20 protein-coding genes are annotated in these 19,380 nt (G+C 71.4%); 6 read left to right on the top strand and 14 right to left on the bottom strand.

Annotated features, from left to right (window positions below):
• Positions 1-55 precede the first annotated feature (55 nt).
• The 3 genes from OHB13_RS24815 to dapE all read right to left on the bottom strand — a co-directional run bounded on the left by OHB13_RS24815 (position 56) and on the right by dapE (position 3,152).
• Positions 56-1,021, bottom strand: a complete 966-nt coding sequence (locus tag OHB13_RS24815; protein WP_328378558.1) for a phosphatidylinositol-specific phospholipase C — start codon at positions 1,019-1,021, stop codon at positions 56-58.
• A gap of 230 nt (positions 1,022-1,251) precedes the next feature.
• On the bottom strand, positions 1,252-2,007 hold the full coding sequence (locus tag OHB13_RS24810; RefSeq protein WP_328378557.1) for a TIGR00730 family Rossman fold protein: 756 nt from the start codon (positions 2,005-2,007) through the stop codon (positions 1,252-1,254).
• Between the two features lie 65 nt (positions 2,008-2,072).
• A complete protein-coding gene (gene dapE, locus OHB13_RS24805) occupies positions 2,073-3,152 on the bottom strand; it encodes a succinyl-diaminopimelate desuccinylase (RefSeq protein ID WP_328378556.1) in 1,080 nt (359 codons plus the stop codon).
• A gap of 38 nt (positions 3,153-3,190) precedes the next feature.
• Between dapE and OHB13_RS24800 the strand changes: the two genes are divergently transcribed.
• The gene (locus OHB13_RS24800) at positions 3,191-4,129 is read left to right on the top strand and encodes a heavy metal transporter (protein WP_328378555.1); all 939 of its coding nucleotides are present in this window, start codon (positions 3,191-3,193) and stop codon (positions 4,127-4,129) included.
• 310 nt (positions 4,130-4,439) lie between these two features.
• Positions 4,440-4,859, top strand: coding sequence for an ATP-binding protein (locus OHB13_RS24795; protein ID WP_266853421.1), 420 nt, complete (start codon positions 4,440-4,442; stop codon positions 4,857-4,859).
• A gap of 133 nt (positions 4,860-4,992) precedes the next feature.
• On the opposite strand, the gene dapC is transcribed toward OHB13_RS24795, so the two are convergent.
• The gene (dapC, locus tag OHB13_RS24790) at positions 4,993-6,105 is read right to left on the bottom strand and encodes a succinyldiaminopimelate transaminase (protein WP_328378554.1); all 1,113 of its coding nucleotides are present in this window, start codon (positions 6,103-6,105) and stop codon (positions 4,993-4,995) included.
• Positions 6,106-6,190: 85 nt separating this feature from the next.
• Complete coding sequence (gene fdxA / locus OHB13_RS24785) at positions 6,191-6,511, bottom strand: ferredoxin (protein WP_164267011.1); 321 nt, start codon at positions 6,509-6,511, stop codon at positions 6,191-6,193.
• Between the two features lie 113 nt (positions 6,512-6,624).
• Between fdxA and OHB13_RS24780 the strand changes: the two genes are divergently transcribed.
• The gene (locus tag OHB13_RS24780) at positions 6,625-7,713 is read left to right on the top strand and encodes a GNAT family N-acetyltransferase (RefSeq protein WP_328378553.1); all 1,089 of its coding nucleotides are present in this window, start codon (positions 6,625-6,627) and stop codon (positions 7,711-7,713) included.
• A 17-nt stretch (positions 7,714-7,730) separates the two neighbouring features.
• Entirely contained in the window at positions 7,731-8,573 is an 843-nt protein-coding gene (locus OHB13_RS24775) for a transglutaminase-like domain-containing protein (protein WP_266853428.1), read from the top strand.
• Here the strand turns inward: OHB13_RS24775 and OHB13_RS24770 are convergent.
• Positions 8,566-9,402, bottom strand: a complete 837-nt coding sequence (locus OHB13_RS24770) for a helix-turn-helix transcriptional regulator (RefSeq protein ID WP_328378552.1) — start codon at positions 9,400-9,402, stop codon at positions 8,566-8,568. The two genes, OHB13_RS24775 and OHB13_RS24770, sit on opposite strands and share 8 nt — an antisense overlap.
• Before the next feature lie 49 nt (positions 9,403-9,451).
• Between OHB13_RS24770 and OHB13_RS24765 the strand changes: the two genes are divergently transcribed.
• Both OHB13_RS24765 and OHB13_RS24760 read left to right on the top strand, forming a co-directional pair.
• A complete protein-coding gene (locus OHB13_RS24765; protein WP_328378551.1) occupies positions 9,452-9,976 on the top strand; it encodes a DUF2000 domain-containing protein in 525 nt (174 codons plus the stop codon).
• Between the two features lie 341 nt (positions 9,977-10,317).
• Positions 10,318-11,718 (top strand): glycosyltransferase family 39 protein, encoded by a 1,401-nt coding sequence (locus OHB13_RS24760; protein WP_328380381.1) that lies wholly within the window; start codon positions 10,318-10,320, stop codon positions 11,716-11,718.
• Between the two features lie 63 nt (positions 11,719-11,781).
• Here OHB13_RS24760 and OHB13_RS24755 read toward each other — a convergent pair whose 3' ends face one another.
• The 8 genes from OHB13_RS24755 to OHB13_RS24720 all read right to left on the bottom strand — a co-directional run bounded on the left by OHB13_RS24755 (position 11,782) and on the right by OHB13_RS24720 (position 19,210).
• The gene (locus tag OHB13_RS24755; RefSeq protein ID WP_401601105.1) at positions 11,782-12,387 is read right to left on the bottom strand and encodes a response regulator transcription factor; all 606 of its coding nucleotides are present in this window, start codon (positions 12,385-12,387) and stop codon (positions 11,782-11,784) included.
• A complete protein-coding gene (locus OHB13_RS24750; RefSeq protein ID WP_328378550.1) occupies positions 12,384-13,547 on the bottom strand; it encodes a sensor histidine kinase in 1,164 nt (387 codons plus the stop codon). Before OHB13_RS24750 ends, OHB13_RS24755 begins: the two co-directional genes overlap by 4 nt.
• Positions 13,544-14,284, bottom strand: a complete 741-nt coding sequence (locus tag OHB13_RS24745) for an ABC transporter permease (RefSeq protein WP_328378549.1) — start codon at positions 14,282-14,284, stop codon at positions 13,544-13,546. The genes OHB13_RS24750 and OHB13_RS24745 overlap by 4 nt, the downstream gene beginning before the upstream one ends.
• Entirely contained in the window at positions 14,281-15,204 is a 924-nt protein-coding gene (locus OHB13_RS24740) for an ABC transporter ATP-binding protein (protein WP_328378548.1), read from the bottom strand. Before OHB13_RS24740 ends, OHB13_RS24745 begins: the two co-directional genes overlap by 4 nt.
• A 172-nt stretch (positions 15,205-15,376) precedes the next feature.
• Positions 15,377-17,419: a hypothetical protein gene (locus OHB13_RS24735; protein WP_328378547.1), complete on the bottom strand. Its 2,043-nt coding sequence runs from the start codon at positions 17,417-17,419 to the stop codon at positions 15,377-15,379.
• 164 nt (positions 17,420-17,583) lie between these two features.
• Positions 17,584-17,991, bottom strand: a complete 408-nt coding sequence (locus tag OHB13_RS24730; protein WP_405753748.1) for a DUF6113 family protein — start codon at positions 17,989-17,991, stop codon at positions 17,584-17,586.
• A complete protein-coding gene (mshB, locus tag OHB13_RS24725; protein ID WP_328378546.1) occupies positions 17,988-18,929 on the bottom strand; it encodes an N-acetyl-1-D-myo-inositol-2-amino-2-deoxy-alpha-D-glucopyranoside deacetylase in 942 nt (313 codons plus the stop codon). The genes OHB13_RS24730 and mshB overlap by 4 nt, the downstream gene beginning before the upstream one ends.
• Before the next feature lie 86 nt (positions 18,930-19,015).
• Complete coding sequence (locus OHB13_RS24720) at positions 19,016-19,210, bottom strand: hypothetical protein (protein ID WP_164263029.1); 195 nt, start codon at positions 19,208-19,210, stop codon at positions 19,016-19,018.
• Positions 19,211-19,380 lie beyond the last annotated feature (170 nt).

Raw genomic sequence — 19,380 nt, 5'->3', positions numbered from 1 at the left:
CAGTCGGCCTGGCCGGCGTTCCGCGTACCCCACCGCGCGGTGCGGGAGCGTGCTGTCAGTGCCAGTTCCAGTCGATGAGGGTGCGCAGCGTGTCCGAGTGGAAGTCCGGGAAGTCCATGGGGACGACGCCGAGGTGCGTGGTGTCCGACAGCCGGCCGTTCAGATAGCTCTGCACTCCGGGCATGATCGCGTCCGCGTTGGTCTTGGGCCAGCCGCCGCCCGCGTAGCTGGTGAAGTTGATGTACATCAGCGCCGAATTCTGGTCGCCGGTGGCGTTGTCGAACTGCTGGGTGACCTTCGCGGTCTTCCGGGACGGCAGGGACAGCCCCTGGTAGATGTCCTGGAGCGAGAACCACTGGTTGGACAGGAAGTCGTTGTCGCCGCCCGGCCATTGCAGGATCGGCAGGTCGTTGTCGAACTGGGCGATCAGGACGATGCGGCCGCGCGCCTCGCCGAGCGTCGGCGCCCGGTCGGTGAGGAGGAACCAGGGGCGCCAGCCCTTGGTGTCGAGGTAGCCGTTCAGGACGTCCTTGAAGCCCGCGCCGACATCGTTGTTGGTGCCGTCCTCCTTCTTCAGCCGCATCACGATCGTCTCTCCGGGATGCTGCTGAAGGAAGTCGCGGCACTGGGTGAGCACCCCGTCGAAGGTGATGCCCTGGTAGAACCCGGCGTGGTAGATCCCGAACGAGTCGCCCATATGGTCCTGGAGGCCGTTGGCCCGGATGTCCAGGAACCGTATGCCGCGCTGGAGTTGCTCGGCGATCCCCCAGTTCTGGGTGTGCGACCACTCGGTGCCGTTGGCGGGATCGGTACAGCAGGAGTCGTGAGTACCGGGGATCGTCATCCGCAGCAGGGACAGCGCGTCGGGCAGCGCGCCCATCCAGTCGGCGGGAACCGCACTGCCGGTGGCGGCGGCCGCGTGCCGGGCGGTCGCGGCGTGCGCGGTGCCGCCGCCGGTCACGAGGGCGGCGGTGGTGACAGCGGCGGCGGAGCGTATGAGGGAGCGACGGCTCAGTGTCATGGGGCGGTTCCTGCCCCGCCGGAAGGCGTTCGCAACATCGGGCCGCGTTTGTTGCGCCTGCCCGCCGCTCAGGTCCTGTCCGGCCGGTCCTCATGGGCCGCGACCCGGCCTTCGGCACCGCGGTCCCGGCGCCCCGTTGCCTCGGCGCTCCGCGGCCGGCAGGCCGGGTCCGCGAAGTCGCTCCTGGCTCACGACTTTCGCGGACCCGGCCTGCCGGGAGGAGGAGCGGGCTACAGCCCCGTCTCCTTGGTCACCAGGGCCACCGCCTCGTCCACGTCGTCCGTGACGTGGAACAGCATCAGATCGCGTTCCGATGCCTTGCCCTGGGCGATCACCGTCCCGCGCAGCCAGTCGACCAGGCCGCCCCAGTACTCCGTACCGAAGAGCACGATCGGGAACCGGGTGACCTTCCGGGTCTGGACCAGGGTCAGTGCCTCGAACAGTTCGTCCAGGGTGCCGAGGCCGCCCGGCAGGACCACGAAGCCCTGCGCGTACTTCACGAACATCGTCTTGCGGACGAAGAAGTAGCGGAAGTTCACCCCGATGTCGACGTGCTGGTTGAGGCCCTGCTCGAAGGGCAGCTCGATCCCGAGCCCGACCGAGACGCCGTTGGCCTCCCTGGCGCCCTTGTTCGCCGCCTCCATCGCACCGGGGCCGCCGCCGGTGATGACCGCGAAGCCCGCGTCGACCAGCGCGCGGCCGATCCGTACCCCCGCCTCGTACTCCGGTGAACCCGGCGCGGTGCGGGCCGACCCGAAGACGCTGATCGCGCTGGGCAGTTCGGCCAGTGCGCCGAAGCCCTCCACGAACTCCGACTGGATGCGCATGACCCGCCAGGGGTCGGTGTGCAGCCAGTCGGCCGGGCCCTTCTCCGTGGTGTCGAGCAGCCGCTGGTCGGTGGTGCCGGGCTGGACCTGGTCCCGGCGGCGCACCACCGGGCCGAGCCGCTGTTCCTCCGGCGCCGGTGCTCCCTCAGGGTTGCCCATGTTGTGCTCCCTCCGCTGTACGTGTTCACACAGCCTAGGTCTGCACGTGTGACGAATGAGGAAATTCAGGCCGTCAGCCAGGCGCGGAGTCGTTCCTCGGTGTGCGAGATCCTGGTGATGTCGACCCGCTCGTCGCGCTTGTGCGCGAGCAGCGGGTTGCCGGGGCCGTAGTTCACCGCGGGGACCCCGAGCGCGCTGAAGCGCGACACGTCCGTCCAGCCGAACTTGGGGCGGGCCTCGCCACCGACCGCCGCCATGAAGGCCGCCGCCGCCGGGTGCGAGAGGCCGGGGAGCGCGCCGCCGGTGTGGTCGTCGACGATGAACTCGTCGATGTCGCAGTCGGCGAAGAACTCCTTCACGTACGCCAGTGCCTGCTCCTCGCTGCGGTCGGGCGCGTAACGGAAGTTGACCACCACCGTGCAGGCGTCCGGGATGACGTTGTTGGCCACGCCCCCCTCGATCCGTACGGCGTTGAGGCCCTCGTGGAACTCCAGGCCGTCGATCACCGGCCTGCGCGGCTCGTACGCGGCCAGCTTCGCCAGGATCGGGGCGGCGGAGTGGATCGCGTTGGACCCCATCCAGGCGCGCGCCGAGTGGGAACGCTCGCCCTTGGTGCGCAGGATGACCCGGAGCGTGCCCTGGCAGCCGCCCTCGACCTCGCCGTCGGAGGATTCGAGCAGGACGGCGAAGTCCGCCGCGAGCCAGTCGGGGTGCGCCTCGGACACGTGCTTGAGGCCGTTGAGTTCGGCCGCGACCTCTTCGTTGTCGTAGAAGACGAAGGTGAGGTCCCGGTTGGGCTCGGGCACGGTCGCCGCGATCCGCAGCTGTACCGCCACGCCCGACTTCATGTCACAACTGCCGCAGCCCCACAGGACGCCGTTCTCGTCGAGCCGCGACGGGACGTTGTCCGCGATCGGCACGGTGTCGAGGTGTCCGGCCAGCACGACCCGCTCGGCGCGGCCGAGGTGTGTCCGGGCGACGACGTTGTTGCCGTACCGGTCGACGGTCAGGTGCGGCAGCGCCCTCAGCGCCTCCTCCACAGCGTCGGCGAGGGGCTTCTCGGTGCCGCTCACGGACGGGAAGTCGACCAGCTGTGCGGTCAGGGCCGGGGCATCGAGTGCGAGGTCAAGCGGGGTCTCTGACATGGTTCTGACCCTAACCCGGCTCCAGTACGGTGGGCCTCGTGTCCCAGCCCACTGCCGCGCCACGCCGCGGCCGCTTCTTCCGGATCGTGGCCGCCGTCGCCGTGCTGCTGGCGCTGGCGGGCTATGTCCTGGTGCAGTACATCAGCGGTGGCGGCAGTGGTCCGCGCTGCACGGCTCAGGGCGGCGACGGGACCAGCTACCGGCTGAGCCCGGAGCAGGCCGTCAACGCGGCGACGATCTCCGCAGTGGGAACCTCGCGCGGAATGCCGGAGCGCGCGGTGACCATCGCGCTGGCGACCGCGCTCCAGGAGTCGGAGCTGCACAATCTCGACCACGGCGACCGCGACTCGCTCGGCCTCTTCCAGCAGCGGCCGTCGCAGGGCTGGGGCACGGCCAAGCAGGTCATGGATCCGGTCTACGCGTCGGGGAAGTTCTACGAGCACCTCGGGAAGATCCACGACTACTCACGGCTGCCGCTGACGGTCGCCGCGCAGGAGGTGCAGCGCAGCGGCTTCCCGCAGGCGTACGCGAAGCAGGAGCCGGACGCCCAGCTGCTCGCGGCCGCACTGACCGGCCGGTCGCCCGCCTCGTTCTCCTGCGCGGCGACGAAGAGCAGCCTGGCGGGCGATCCGGCCGCGGTGCGCGCCGCGCTGAAGCGGGACTTCGGGTCCGGGGTGCTGCCCTCCGGGAAGTCGGCGCAGCCGTCGGAGGTCCGGCTGCCGGTCCGTACGACCACGGCGCGGGCCGTCGGGGCGCCAGGCACCGGGTCCGTCCAGCAGCGCGGCTGGGAGCTCGCGTACTGGGCGGTGGCCAACTCGGCCGCCCTCCACATCCAGCAGGTCTCCTACGCGGGCCAGGAGTGGACCGCGGCGACAAACCACGCACCATGGCGCAGAACGGACACCACGCAGACCGTTTCGACGGGGCGGAGTGCGGGCCAGGGCGCCACCGAAGTCCGTATCGCCCTCACGAAATAGCGCCGGAAACGGACTCGTACGGGTACGCGATCCGTCACCCGGAAGCGGCTCCCCCGGCCCGCCGGGGGCGCCTTTCGCGGCCCCTCCGGGCGTTCTCGGCGAGCCTCCGGGGACCCCGTGGGAGGCAAGGGGAGTGACGGTTCAGCAGCCCCGCCGACGGGCCTCCGTTTGTCCGTTTTTATCCGAAACCGATAATGCGACGCATTGCAGACTCTTTACCTTGGTGCACCGCAACTTCCCCCTCCCCCTGAGCGGTTGTCACAGCGTCCGAACGCCGGACAGTCCAGTCCCCTCCCGCTCAAGGAGCACCATGTCCCTCTCCCTGACCCGTCGGATCGCCCGTACCGCGCTGCTGATCGCGGCGGGCGCGGCCCCCGTGGTCGGTGCGGCCGGCGTCGCAAGCGCCGCGGAACTCCCGCAGACCCCGAACCTGGGCGGCGTGACCGCCCTCGACGGCGCCGGCCTGGGCAACTCCGTCGACAGTGCGGCCCGGACGACCACCGGTATGGCCGGTGACACCGGCAGCAAGGCCGTCAAGAAGACCGTCCCGGCCGCGGGCAAGACCGTCGGCGCCGTCGGCAAGACCGCCGCTCCGGCCGCCCAGAAGGCCGCGGGCGACACCGCGGGCAGCGCGGGCACCCTGGTCGGCGGCACCGCGCAGAGCGCCGGCGGCACCCTGCCGTCCGCGGGCAAGCTGCCGGTCAACGGCGGCCTGCCGCTCGGCCAGTAGGACCCGGCCGGCATTCGGCCGGCAGGACCGGCCAGTACGACTCGGCCGACAGCAAGGGGCCCCGGGGAGTTCACAGCTCACTCCCCGGGGCCCCTTCCGCGTACGGACCGCGCTCTCGCAGCCGGCGGGCTGCTCAGTCGGTGGACTGCTTCTCGCCCAGCCGCTTCACCGCGGCGGCCACCCGCTCGTCCGTGGCCGTCAGTGCGACGCGGACGAAGCGCTCGCCCGCCACGCCGTAGAAGTCACCGGGCGCCACCAGGATGCCCAGCTCCGCGAGGTGGGCGACGGTGTCCCAGCACTCCTCGTCGCGGGTCGCCCACAGGTAGAGGCTGGCCTCGCTGTGCTCGATCCGGAAGCCGTGCGCCTCCAGCGCGGTCCGCAGCGCGGTGCGCCGGGCCAGGTACCGCTCCCGCTGCTCCGTCACATGGGCGTCGTCGCCGAGCGCGGCCACCACCGCGGCCTGTACGGGCGCGGCCGTCATCATCCCGCCGTGCTTGCGGATCTGGAGCAGCTCGCCGAGTACGGCGGAGTCGCCCGCGATGAACGCGGCACGGTAGCCGGCCAGGTTGGAGCGCTTGGAGAGCGAGTGGACGGCGATCAGACCCTCGTACGTACCGCCGCAGACATCGGGGTGGAGCACGGAGACCGGTTCGGCCTCCCAGCCCAGCTCGAAGTAGCACTCGTCGCTCGCGATCAGGATGCCGTGCTCACGCGCCCAGGCCAAAATCCGGACCAGCTCGTCCCGGCCGAGTACCTGGCCGGTCGGGTTCGACGGCGAGTTGAGCCAGAGCAGCCTGAGCCCCTCGGGGTCCAGCTCCGTCGGGTCGTCGTACACGACCGGCTCCGCGCCGCAGAGCCGCGCGCCCACCTCGTACGTCGGGTAGGCAAGCCGCGGGTACGCCACCCGGTCACCGGCGCCCAGGCCGAGCTGCGTGGGCAGCCAGGCCACCAGCTCCTTGGAGCCGACGACGGGCAGCACGTTGGTGTGCGCGACCTCGCTCGCGCCGAGCCTGCGCTCGCACCAGCCGCTGATCGCGTCCCGCAGCTCGCGGGTCCCCCACACCGTGGGATACCCCGGCGAGTCGGCCGCCGCGACGAGCGCCTCGCGCACGATCAGGGGGACCGGGTCGACCGGTGTGCCGACGGAGAGGTCCACGATGCCGTCCGGGTGGGCGGCGGCCGTCGCCTTGTACGGCTCCAGCTTGTCCCAGGGGAAGGCGGGGAGGCGCGATGAGAGTGCGGACACGGGCTTTCACTTTCTCGTACGGGCGGACAGCGAATGCCGCGGTCCCGTACGGCGAGAGTGCCGTACGGGACCGGGTCGCTACGGGTCAGCCGTTCTGCGGAGGCAGCGCCGCGATGAAGGGGTGGTCGCGCTCGATCAGGCCGAGCTTGGAGGCGCCACCGGGCGAGCCGAGCTCGTCGAAGTATTCGACGTTCGCCTTGTAGTAGTCCTTCCACTCCTCCGGGGTGTCGTCCTCGTAGAAGATCGCTTCCACCGGACAGACCGGCTCACAGGCACCACAGTCGACGCATTCGTCCGGGTGGATGTACAAGGACCGGGAGCCCTCGTAGATGCAGTCGACGGGGCACTCCTCGATGCACGCCTTGTCCTTGACGTCGACACAAGGCTGCGCGATGACGTAAGTCACGCTGTCGTTCCTCCTCGGTAGGGCTGCTCTGCGCGGGAGCGCGGCGTCGTCGATGCCCGCACCTAGTATCTCCGTTCCTGGGCGCGATCCGAACAGGAGGGGCGGAGAGAGCTGTGGAATTCACTACCGGCGGACGGCTCAAGGTCCGAATTACACCTGTTGACGTGGGCAAACGGGTATCAGTCAGGCAGCTGGCCAACGAGGCCGCACCAGGTGCGAAGTTCACCGACACGGTGGGTGTTCTCACATCATGGGACGACGGTGTGCTGTCCATCACACAACGGTCGGGCGTGTCGGTCCGCATCCCGGAATCGGCGCTCGTGGCGGGGAAGACGGTGCCCCCCGCGCCCGCGCGCCGGCGGGGCCCGTCGGCGACCTTCCCCGAACTGGCGCGGGCGGCGGCCCGCGCCTGGCAGCCGGTGGAGAGCGAGCAGCTCGGCGACTGGCAGCTGCGGGCCGCAGTCGAGGAGGTGCCGAGCGAAGCGCGTCGTCGGGGGGCGGAGGTCGGGCGACGGGAGGGATTCACCCGCCGCGCCAACTCCGTACTGCCGCTCGGCGATCCGGGCCGGCCGCTGGACGAGGCGCTGGAGCGGGTGACCGCCTGGTACGCGGAGCGCGGCCTGCCCGCGTACGTCCAGGTCTCCACCGGGCACGAGGGCACCCAGGAACTGCTCGCCGCCGCCCTCGAACAGCGCGGCTGGACCCGTGAGGTGAGCGCGCTCGTCCGGATCGGCGCACTGGCCCCCATCGGCGATCCGGTCCGCCCGCTGGACGATGCGGTCTCCCGGGTCGCGCTCTCCCGGACCTTCGACACGTCCTGGCTCGCCCGCTACCAGCGCTTCGGGACCGCGGATTCCGGGACCGCGGATCCGGCCGTCGCGAAGGTGCTCGGCAGCGGCCCTTCGACCTGGTTCGCCTCGGTCGCCGGTCCCGGCGATGTGCCCGCCGCCATCGGCCGCTGTGTGGTCGACGGGCGGTGGGCGGGGTTCATGGCGGTGGAGGTGGACCCGGCAGCCCGCCGCCAGGGGCTGGCGAGCGCCGTCATGACCGCACTGGCCCGCCGGGCGCTCGACGAGGGCGCGTCGGCGGCCTGGCTCCAGGTCGAGGAGGACAACACCGGGGCCCGCGCCCTCTACGACGGTATGGGCTTCCGGACCCACCACAGCTATCACCACTACCGGCAGCACATCCCCACGGCATAGGCGGGTACGAGACCGATATGGACGAGCAATCCACCGACTGGCGCCAGCAGTTCGCCGAGGAGGCCCGCGCCGAGCGGCCCGATCTCGCCCTGCTCTGCCTGCTGGTGGGCACGGAGGCCGATCCCTCACTCGGCCAGGTCGGCATCGACACGGCCCAGATCGAACTGGACCGGCTGGCCGGGATGGTGCCGTACGGGGTGACCGGTGCCCGCGCCTGGGCCACCGCGCTCGGTGAACTCCTCGGCGTACAGCACGACTTCAGAGGTGGCGCCGCCGACTACCAGCGGCTGGAGTCCTCGCTGCTGCACGAGGTGCTGCGGCGCAGGCGCGGGCTGCCGATCCTGCTCTCGGTGGTGTGGACCGAGGTCGCGCGGCGGGCCGGGGCCCCGGTGTACGGGGTGGCGCTGCCGGGCCACTTCGTGGTCGGCTTCGGCGATCCGTCGGGCCCGCCGGACGAGCAGGTGCTCGCCGATCCCTTCGGCGGCGGCCGGCTGCTCAGCGGCGAGGACGCGGGGGCCCTGGTAGCCGGAGCGACGGGGGCGCCCTTCGACCCGTCCATGCTCGCCCCGGCGGGTCCACTGGAGATCATCCTGCGGGTCCTGAACAACATCCGCGCCTGGGCGGCGGCCCGTCCGGAGCGCACGGACGTCCAGCTCTGGGCGATCGAACTCTCCCTGCTGCTGCCCGCCCACCCGGCGCGGCTGCGCTTCGAGCACGCCCAGCTGCTGGTCGAGCGGGGCGAATTCGTGCGCGGCGCGGTGGAGATGGAGGAGTACGCGGAGGTGGTCGCCGCGATCGACCCGGGAACGGCCGAGGCGGTCCGCGGGCAGGCGAGGTCGGCCCGCGCGATGCTCAACTGACGGTGGCCCGGGCCTTTCGTCCGGATGAGGCCGGTCCGTTACGGGCGTAGCGGCCCGGCGCGATGCCCACGACGCGCTTGAAGTGCCGGGTCAGATGGGACTGGTCGTAGAACCCGGTGGCCACGGCCACCTCACCGGGCTGCTGCCCTTCGAGCAGCAGCCCCCGGGCCCGGTCGACCCGGCGGGACGTCAGGTACTGGTGCGGGGTGATGCCGAAGGCGGCGCTGAACGCCCGTACCAGATGGGCGGGGTGGGCATGCACCTCCGCGGCTGCCTCCTGCAGCGTCACCCCCTGGACCAGCCGTGCGTCGAGCAGCTCCCGCAGCCGGTCCGCGACGGACCTGCCGTCGTCCTCCCGGCGGCGGGCCGCGGCGCCGGGCGCCAGGTGTCCGCGCAGCCGCTCGCTGATCAGGGCCAGCCGGCTCTCCGCCTCCAGCTCGTCGCCCCGGGAGGCCAGGGACATGTGCAACCGGCCGACGCGGCTGCGCAGCACCGGGTCGACGAGGTCGGGCCGGTCGACGGCGGCGCCGATGTACCCGGCGCCCAGCTGTGTCATGTCCAGATAGAGCACCCGTTTGCGGAAGCCCCGCGGGGTGGCGGGCGAACCGTTGTGGGGCACGTGCGGAGGCAGCAGCGAGACGGTGTCGTGCGGGGTGCCGTGCTCATGGCGGTCGAGGTCGTACCGCACCGCCCCGTCGTCGACGATCAGCAGGGTCCAGGCGTCATGGACATGCATCGGGTAGGCGTGCTCGGTGAAGTGCGCATGGAAGACCTCCACGACACCCGCCACGGGCGGGCGCCATGCGGAGACCTCCGGCCCGGACACCATGCAAAGAACGTACAAGACGGCGCGCGGGACCGGTCGGCAGTCTCGGAGCATGAGAACCGAGACCGCCCCCGACCGCGCCGTCCCCGGCCACACCACTCCCGACCCCGCCGTGCCCGGCCCCGCCGCCGACAGCCTCACGGGCAGCGCCCGCGACGGCGCACCGGTCCGCTTCGACACCAAGATCGCTGTACTGCTGCACGAGGACCTGGAGACCTGGCAGCGGCTGAATGTCACCGCGTTCCTGGTCAGCGGCCTGGGCCTGACGGTGCCCGAGGTGGTCGGCGAACCGTACGCCGACGCCGACGACACCGCCTATCTGCCGATGTTCCGGCAGCCCGTGCTGGTCTTCGAGGGCACTGGCGCGACGCTGACCACCGCGCACTCCCGGGTCCTGTCCCGCGCACTCCCCCGGGCCGTCTTCACCCGCGATCTGTTCCGTACGGGCAATGACCGGGACAACCGGGCGGCGGTCCGGGCGGTCGGGCGTGACCAGCTCGATCTGGTGGGGCTCGCGGTGTACGGCCCGCGCAACGCGGTGGACAAGGTATTGAAGGGGGCCCGGATGCACCCGTGAGCCGCTTCTCCGGTCCGTAGCGCCGGACAGGGCAGGGCCGTAGCGCCGGACAGGGCAGGGCCGTACTGCCGGGCAGGGCCGGACTGTACTGCCGGGCAGGGCCCGGGGCTTGTCCTCACAGGCGCCGCACAGGCGGATATCGCGGTTGCTTACGATGCGTGTCGGTGAGGCGCCCTCGCGGCTCCGACCCTCCGTCCTGTGCCGCAGCCGCTCCGGAAGCCTCCTTCATGTCCCTTGCCCACATATCGCGTCCGTCGCCCTGCTTCCCGGAGGCCGGACCGACGTCCGCCGCCGCTCCGGCCGGCCCGGACCGCCGCCGCGTTCTCGTCTGGTCGATACCGATGCTGTGGACCTTCTGTCTGGGGCTGTGGGGGCTGTCGCGACAGGGCAGTGTGTGGCGGGACGAGGCCGCGACCTGGCAGGTGGCCCAGCGCTCCACGGCTGAGATATGGCACATGCTGGGGAACGTCGACGTCGTGCACGGGTGCTACTACCTGCTGATGCACTGGCTGTTCGAGTGCTTCGGACCCAGCACCACCACGCTGCGGCTGCCCTCGGTACTGGCCACCGGGGTGGCGGCGGCCTGTGTGGCGGTTGTCGGCCGCCGGCTGGCCGGTATGTGGGCCGGCCTGGCGGGCGGGATGGCCTTCGGGCTGCTTCCGGCCGTGCAGTTCTATCTCCAGGAGGGTCGGCCGTACGCACTGGTCGCGGCCGGGGCCGGGATCTCCACGGCACTGCTGGTGACCCTGTTGCAGGGGCGGGGCCGGACGGCGTACTGGGCGGCCTACGGCGGCACCGTCCTGCTGGGCGGGCTCCTGAACTGGCTCTCGCTCATGATCCTCCCGGCCCATCTGGCGACTCTGGCCTGGAGCCGGGCCGGCCGCGCGGTGTGGAAACGCTGGGCGGCCGGCTCCGTGGCCGCCACGGTCTGTGTGCTGCCGTTGATCCTCTTCAGCCGGGGCCAGGCCGCGCAGGTGTCCTGGATACCGCCGCTGACCTGGCACATGATGATCGGCCCCGCCGTGCTGCTGGTGATCGGCGGAGTCTGCGTACTGTTCGACCGCCCCCGGGCGAGCCGGCTGTCGGTGACAGCCGTCGGGCTGCCGCTGCTGGTGGTGCCGCAGCTCGGCCTCATCGGTCTCTCGCTGATCCAGCCACTGTTCCTGGACCGGTACATCCTCTTCAGTCTGCTGGGTCTCGCGCTGCTGATCGGTGCGGGGATCGGCTCGGCGATACGGGCGGTGAGACCACGGCACCCGAGAGCGTCGATATGGGTCCTGCCCGCGGTGATCGCCGTGGCGACGGTGGCGTTACTGCCGCAGTCGCTGGCCAAGCGGTCCCCGTCGAGCCGGGTGGACGACGTCATGGCGGTGGCCTCGGACGTACGGCGGCTGAAGCAGAACGGGAACGCGGTGCTCTTCGTCCCGTCGGCGCGCCGGGACACCAAGTCCGTTTCCCCGAGCGCCTTTTCGGGGCTGCGGGACATAGCTCTGGTGCAGAGCCCGGAGAAGTCCGGGACCCTGAAGGGCCTGGAGGCCGACCCCGGCCGCATACGTGCGGCGATGTTGGCCCAGCAGTGGATCCTGCTGGTGACGGACACACCGGAGGTGGCGAAACCGGTGGCCGGCGAACGGGACAGGACGAAGACCGCCGTGCTGAAGAAGTACTTCAGGGCCGTTGCCGACCAGCAGGTCCATGGGCGCCGGGTGACGGTGTACGAGCGGCGGGCGACGGCTCACTGAGCCGCGGCTCCGGGGCCGTCCGGGCAGGCGACACCGCACTTCGCCACGACGGCGGAACAGCCCTCAGAGCCAGCCCTTCTCACGGGCGATCCGCACCGCCTCGGCCCGGTTGCGGGCCGTCAGTTTCTGGATCGCCGTCGAGAGGTAGTTGCGGACGGTCCCCTGCGACAGGTGCAGCGCCGCCGCCAGTTCCGCGTTGGTCGAGCCGTCCGCAGCCGCCCGCAGCACGTCGCGCTCGCGGTCCGTCAGCGGGTTCGCACCGTCCGAGAGGGCCGCGGCCGCCAGGGTGGGGTCGATGACCCGCTCGCCGTCGAGCACCTTCCGTACCGCGGTGGCCAGTTGGGCCGCCGGTGCGTCCTTGACCAGGAAGGCGTGGGCGCCCGACTCCATGGCCCGGCGCAGATAGCCGGGGCGGCCGAAGGTGGTCAGGACGACGACCTTGAGCGCGGGCAGTTCACGGTGGAGCTGGGCCGCGGCGTCGATGCCGGTCATGCCCGGCATCTCGATGTCGAGCAGCGCGACGTCCACGGAGTGGGTCCTGGCCGCGGCCAGGACCTCGTCGCCGCGGGCCACCTGGGCCACGACCTCGAAATCCGGCTCCAGGCCGAGCAGCGCGGCAAGGGCCTCCCGGACCATGGCCTGGTCCTCGGCGAGCAAGAGCCTGATCATGCCCCGGATCCTATGGGGACGCGGGCGGTGAGGGTGAAGCCGGGACCGGCCCGCGTATCGAGCGTGCCGCCGGCCTGGGCGAGGCGCTCGGCCAGGCCGGTGAGCCCGTTCCCGCGCGGTCCGGCCACGGCGTGCCTGCCGTCGTCACGCACCATGAGTTCGAGGCGGCGGCCGTCCAGGGTCTGCCGGGAGCTGAGCGCCACCGTGCAGTGGCGGGCCGCGCTGTGCCGGACGACGTTGGTGATGCCCTCGCGCAGCGCCCAGGCCAGGGCGGCCTCCTGGTCCTCGTCCAGGTCGCCGGTCCGGCAGTCCTCCGGCACATCGGTGGGCACATCGGCCGCGATGCCCGCGGCCGCCAGCGCGGTGCGGGCGCCCGCCAGTTCACCGGGCAGGGTGGGGCGGCGGTAGCCGGTGACCGCTTCCCGTACGTCCGCCAGCGCCTGTCTGCTGACCTGCTCGATGTCCGCGACCTGGGCGGCCGCCTGCCCCGGCCGGTCGGGGAGCATCCGGCCGGCCAGCTCGGACTTGAGGGTGATCAGCGACAGGGAGTGGCCGAGGAGGTCATGGAGGTCGCGGGCCATCCGCAGCCGCTCCTCGTTGGCGGCGAGCTGGGCGACCGTGGCGCGGGCCTGCTTCAGCTCGACCGTCGTACGGATCAGCTGCCGCACCCCGGTCATCGCGAACCCGCCGAGCAGCGCCGGGATGAGCAGTGGTCCCGCGAGCTCCAGCGGATGGTCGTCGCGGAGCGAGAGGAGGCACATCAGCGCCGTGGTCCCGAGGATCCCCCAGGTCGCCCTGCGCAGGGGCAGGACCGCACCGCAGTTGACCGCCACGTACACGAAGAGCACGAGCCAGGGGGAGCCGAGGGTGAGGTTGAGGCCGATGGCGAGGGCGCCGAGGACGGCCAGGGTGAGGTGGATCGTCCTCGTCGGGAGCGAGCGGCTGGTGTTGCGGAAGACCATGACGAGATACAGGCCGACGAAGACGGTCAGCCCGGTCCAGCCGAGCGCCTGCTCGGCAGCCGAGTAGCGGCCGTCGAGCAGCGCGTTCAGCGGGGTGCTCAGGAAGATCAGCCAGATGCCGATCCAGACCATCTTCCTGGCGGCCTCCCGGCGGTTCTCGGGTACTTTTCCGATACCGACCGCTCTTTCCTCGTTCACGCCTTCAGTGTGTCCTTCCGGTACAGCCAGGCGGCGCCGCCTGCGAAGATCACGAAGTACACGAACAGGATGGCGACGTCCTTGATGTGCGGGGCGTTGCCCACCTCGATGGCCTGGCCGAGGCCGGCGTACGCATGGGTGGGCAGCCACTCCGCGATGTTCTGCAGCCACTGCGGGAAGGACGTCGTGGGCAGCCACAGGCCGCCGAGGATCGACAGGCCGAAGTAGATGATCATCGTGATCGGGCGGACCGCGTCACCGCTCGCGATGTACCCGATGGCGACCCCCAGCGCGGCGAAGACCAGGCTGCCGGCCCAGATGACTCCGGTCAGGGCCAGCCACTGCCAGGCGTCGAACCGTACGTCCTTGGCGAGCGCCGCGACGATGAAGACCACGACGATGCAGGGCAGGGTGACCACCGCCGCACTGCCGATCTTCGCGAGGACATAGCCGCGGCCCGGCAGCGAGGTGAGGCGCAGCTGGCGCACCCAGCCCTTCTCGCGCTCCTTGGCGATGCGCTCGCTGTTGCCCATCAGGACTGCGGTGAGCGCGCCGAAGGAGGCCATCGCGACCACGTAGAAGTTCTGCAGCGTGAGGTTGGTGCCGCCCACCTTGTCCGACGAGGACGCGCCGCTCGCGATGATCAGATAGAGCATCGACGGGTAGAGGATCGAGAAGAACATGAACTTCTTGTTCCGCAGGGTCCGGGTGATTTCGAGCTTGACCAGGGTACTCATACTGCTTTGGCCTCCTCGGCCTCGGTGATGGCGACGAAGGCCTGCTCCAGGCCGAGCCCTGAGACTTCGAGGTTGCGGGGGAAGAGCCCGAGTCCGTACAGCGCGTGGACGGTGGCGTCGGCGTCGGACGACTGGATACGGACGGTGCGGCCCGAGACGTCGAAGGCCGTCAGGAACGGGAGACCGCGCAGCACGCCGTCGTCGATGGCGCCCTCCAGGTCGAAGGCGATCCGCCGGGCACCGGCCTTGGCCTTGATCTCGGACGCGGTCCCGTCGGCGAGCAGCCTGCCCTTGTGGAGGACCAGGACGCGGTCGGCGATGGCGTCCGCCTCCTCCAGGTAGTGCGTGGCGAAGAGGACCGTACGGCCCTGGTCGGCCTGTTCACGCATGGTGGCCCAGAAGGCGTGCCGCGCGGAGACGTCCATCCCGGTGGTCGGCTCGTCGAGGACGATCAGGTCGTTGTCCCCGGCCGTCGCCAGCGCGAAGCGGACGCGCTGCTCCTGGCCGCCGGAGAGCTTGTTGACCATGCGGTCGGCGATCTGTGTGATGCCCGCGCGGTCCAGTACGTCGGCGACCGGGCGCGGGTGGCGGTGCAGGTCGCAGGCCAGCTGGACCAGCTCGCGGACCTTGACGTCCTCCATCAGGCCACCGCTCTGCAGCATCGCGCCGACCCGGCCGTCCCTGATGGCCTGCTCGGGGGTGGTGCCGAAGACCCGGACGGTGCCCGAGTCGGCATTGCGCAGTCCGAGCAGCAGGTCGAGCGTCGATGACTTGCCCGCCCCGTTGGGGCCGAGGAGTGCGACGGTCTCGCCGGGGTGCAGGTCAAGGGTGAGACCGGCTACGGCGTGTACCTCGCCGTAGCTCTTGTTCACGTTCTCGAAGCTCACCACGGTGGTGGGCGGTGCTGTCGTCTTCGTCATGAGAACAGCGTCGCTCACCGGGCTGTGCGGCGGCAGAGCCGCCTGTCGTGAATCGTCGATGACAGATGTCATAGCGGGGCCCATGACACGGCCCCCGCCGATGTGGTGACGCCGCCGGTCGGCGTCAGGTGGTCGGCGGGGGCCGGGCGGTCCTGGTCGGACGCGGCTGCGGTCAGCTCGGGTTGAGGTTGATCGTGGCGACGCGCTCCGCCGGCGTCTTGCCGAGCAGCGCGGTCTGCATGGCCTGCGCCACGTCCGTCGCCGAGACCGGGTGCTTCTGCCCGTCGCCCTTGGTGATCATCACGCCGTCGAAGACGCCTTCCAGGAGCTGCGTGATGGCGGTCCGGTTGTAGACCTGTTCGAGCCGGCCGTTGACGGGCTTCATGGAGAGGATCTTGGGGAGCGACTTCTCCGGCCCGAACTGGATCTGCTTGCCACCCGCCTTGATCGTGATCAGACCGGACATCGCGGGCTGCGCGAAGTCCTTCATGGCCCGGTCGATCTCGGTCTGGGTGATCGTCGGCTGCCTGGCGGCGACGGGGAGTTGCACGGTGTGCGGCTTCCCGGTCTGGACCTGCGCGCGGAACGCGTCCCGGACGGCGACCATCGACTTGTTGACGTCCAGTGTCTTGCCCGCCTTGCCCGGTACGGCGACGGCCTTGCCGGGCTCGAACTTGATCGTGCCGTCGGACGCGGAGCCGGAGACACCCGCCAGATCGGTCAGCGCGACACCGAGCTTCTCGTTGTCGGTGGGCAGGACGGGCTCGACCTGGCGCCGGTCGCCGAAGAGCGAACCGATCACCGAGACGGGGTTGTAGTCGCTGCCCGCGGCACCGCGGACGGTCGCCTGGGTGTCCAGGGTGAGCCCCGCCGTGGCCGGCCTGAGCTCGGTCCTGCGGCCGTCGACGCTCAGCTGGATCGGGGAGTTGACCCGGGTGCCGAGCGTGCTGTCGAGCTTGTTGACGGCCTCGTCCCGGGTGCCGCCGCCGATGTCGACGCCGAGCACGGTGGTGCCCTTGGGCACGTCGGAGTGGTTCATCAGCAGTCCTGCGCCGTACGCCACACCGGCGAGCACGACGATACCGACGCCGATGAGGCCCAGCTTCGAGCGGCCCTTCCTGGCCGGTGCGGCCGGGCGGACCGGGGCCGGCGCCGGGGTGGGGACCACGCCGGGGTGCTCGGACGGGCTGTACGGAGAGGGGCCGCCGGAGAGCCGCGGCCCGTCGGGACCGTCCGTACCGGGACCCGGACCGCCGCCGGGACCGGGCGGGAACGGCGCACGGCGATCGGACGGGGCCACCGGGACCCCGCTGCTGAGCGTGGAGCCCGAGACGTTGCCGCCGGCCGGCGGGCCGCTCTGGCCGCCGGGGCCGGTGCCGAACTCCGGCGCGGGCTGCTGCGGTGTCAGTACGGCGGTGTCGTCCGACAGCGGCGTCCCGGCGCCCCCCAGAGGGGACGGGGCGTCGCCGAGCGGCGGAGTCAGCGGGCTGGTGCCGGTGACGGGTCCTGTGGTCGGCCCGGAGGGGCCGGCGAGCCCGGCGGCACCGAGCGGCCCGAGCGAGCCGAGGGCCCCAGGAGGACCGGGAGGACCGGAGAGACCTGATGTGCCGGGCGCACCGGGTCCGCCGGTGTTCCGCTGCGGCGGCTCGGAGAAGTAGGGCAGGTCGGAGCGTGGAGCGCCGCCGTCCTGCGCTCCGGATCCGCTCGGGGCGGACGGCCCCGACGCCCCCGGCAGGCCCGACAGCCCCGAGGATGCGGCGGAACGCGGCGCTCCGACCGCTCCGTTGGCCCCGGCCGGGGCAGAAGACGCGGAAGGCGCGGCGGGCTTGCGCGGCGCGAACCAGTCGCTGGTCGGCCGCTCGGCCGGCGGCTCATCGGCCTCCGGCTCAGGACCGGGCTCGGGCGGCAGCTGCATCGCCGCGGTGCGCTCCTGGTCGGCGCCACCGGCACCGCCGGCGCCACCGTTGATGGGCTCGCTCTCGCCCATCGGTGTCCGCATGACGACCGGCGGAATCGGCCGCGAGCCAGGGATGTTGATCCGGATACGCGTCGTCAGCGTGGTCTCGGTCCTGGGCTCGTCCGGCTGCGGCTCGGGGGCCGGCGCTGCGGCCTCCTCCGGAGACTGGCGGGTTCCGTACGGCGGCGTGCCCGAGGGGTACGCGGCCCCGCCACGCCCCTGGGGACCGGTGGACGAACTGTCAGTTTCACGACTCAAGGCAGGTTCTCCCGGTTGGCTCCGCCGCCCGTTCTTACTTGTGCGGGAGGTTCGGCGGCGCGCACCACCATACTGGCCACGGCGCGATCGCACCCCCCACCCAGTGGAATGCGAGGTTCCGACAACCCCGCAGCCGCGCCCGGTTCACCGGGCGAAGCGGCACATCACTTGCCAGGTCGGGCGGAATCCGGCTCAGGCCGCGGCACCTTGCGCACGGTGGCACAGATCACAGCGGCCGCCATCCCGCCCAGCAGGAAGACGTACGAACCCGTTCCCGCGCCGAAGACGAAGTCGCCCTCGGGGCGGGTGGCGGTCAGCAGTATGACGGCGACCAGCCAGCCGACGGCGGCGGCACCTGCCCCGATCGCCGTGCCGGTCGCCACCCGGCCGCCGTAGAAGACCGCCGCCGCGCCCAGCAGGGCGAGCACCAGGCCGCCGGGGAACCAGCCGGCCTGTACGAGCGCGCCCGCGAGACCGGTGAGCGCGCCGAGGACGGCCAGCCCGAAGTAGGCAGCGATACGGCGGGGGTTCGGCGGTGCCGCCATGCCCGTATAGCCCTGGTTCATACTCATTCGTCCGCTCCTGCAGTGCTCGTCGTGCTGTCCGCCGGGATGCCCGCGAAGAGGTCCGTCTCACGCTCGCCGGCCGGCGCTCCCGGCGTGCCCCGCACCAGTTCGTAGTACTCGCGCGTGAAGAGCGGCTGGCCCAGGTCGTTGGAGAGCGCGAAGAACGGGCCGTCCACCGCGATCTGGCTGGCGTGCGCGCGCATCGCGGCCGACTTGGCGGCGGCGTACGCGGTGCCGTCGATCTCCGCGGTGATGACCGCGTCGTCCACGACCCCCGGCACATCTCCGATGTCCGCGACCCCCGGGAACCCAGCACCGGCCGCCCGCAGCCGGGCGAAGCCCTCCTCGGCCACTGACCGCGGGACCCGGTTCCAGTAGATTTTCGCGATCGTGTGCGGCTCGCCGAGGTCCGCCCGGAAGGCCTTCTCGGCGGCGAGTTCGGCGGCGCGCATCGCGACACGGTGCGCCTGGATGTGGTCGGGGTGGCCGTAGCCGCCGTTGGTGTCGTACGTCACCAGGACCTGCGGCCGTACGGAGCGGATCACCTCGACGAGATACGCCGCCGCGTCATCCACCGCCGTGTTCCAGAAGGCGCCCTCGCGGTGGTTCTGCGCGACGCCCATCATCCCCGAGTCCCGGAAGCGGCCGGGACCGCCGAGGAAGCGGTGGTCCGTGACGCCCAGCTCCCGCATCGCGGCGGCCAGTTCGCCGATGCGATGGGCGCCCAGACCGTCCTCGCGGTCGGACGCCAGATGCGCGAGTCCGGGCGGGATGACCTCGCCCTCCTCGCCGAGAGTGCAGGTCACCAGGGCGACGTGGGCACCCTGGGCCGCATACGCGGCCATGGTGACGCCGTTGTTGATCGACTCGTCGTCGGGGTGCGCGTGCACCAGGAGCAGGCGCCGGCCGGGGAGGTCCGTCGGCCGGCCGGGAAGGTCCGTCATGGGAACAGCCTACGAGCCGCGCCCGCTCCCGGAGCCGCCCACCCGCTGCCTCCGGTGTCTCCGGTGTCTCCGGTGTCTCCGGTGTCTCAGAACTTGATACCGCCGATCATTCCGGCCACATTGGTCGTGAGCGAGTGAATGGTGGGCGCCACGGACGAGCTGGCCAGATAGAAGCCCAGGAGCGCACAGACCACCGCGTGCCCCGCTTTGAGCCCCGACTTCCTGACCATGAGCACGACGATGATCGTCAGCAGCACCACCGCCGAGATCGAGAGCGCCATGACGGTTCACCTCCACTTGCGTACGGTCCAGGGGCATGCCACAACTGCCGGTAGCGTCATACCCACCTAGCGCTACGGATCATAACTATCCGGCGGCGTGCATGATCGATGCACGGCAGCACGAGGGGCGCATGGACGTACGCCCCCGGCAGAACCGGTCGGCACATGCC

Source organism: Streptomyces sp. NBC_00440 (assembly GCF_036014215.1).
Classification (GTDB): domain Bacteria; phylum Actinomycetota; class Actinomycetes; order Streptomycetales; family Streptomycetaceae; genus Streptomyces.
The sequence above is the reverse complement of the archived record's forward strand: the minus strand, read 5'-3'. Positions and strand labels throughout refer to the sequence as shown.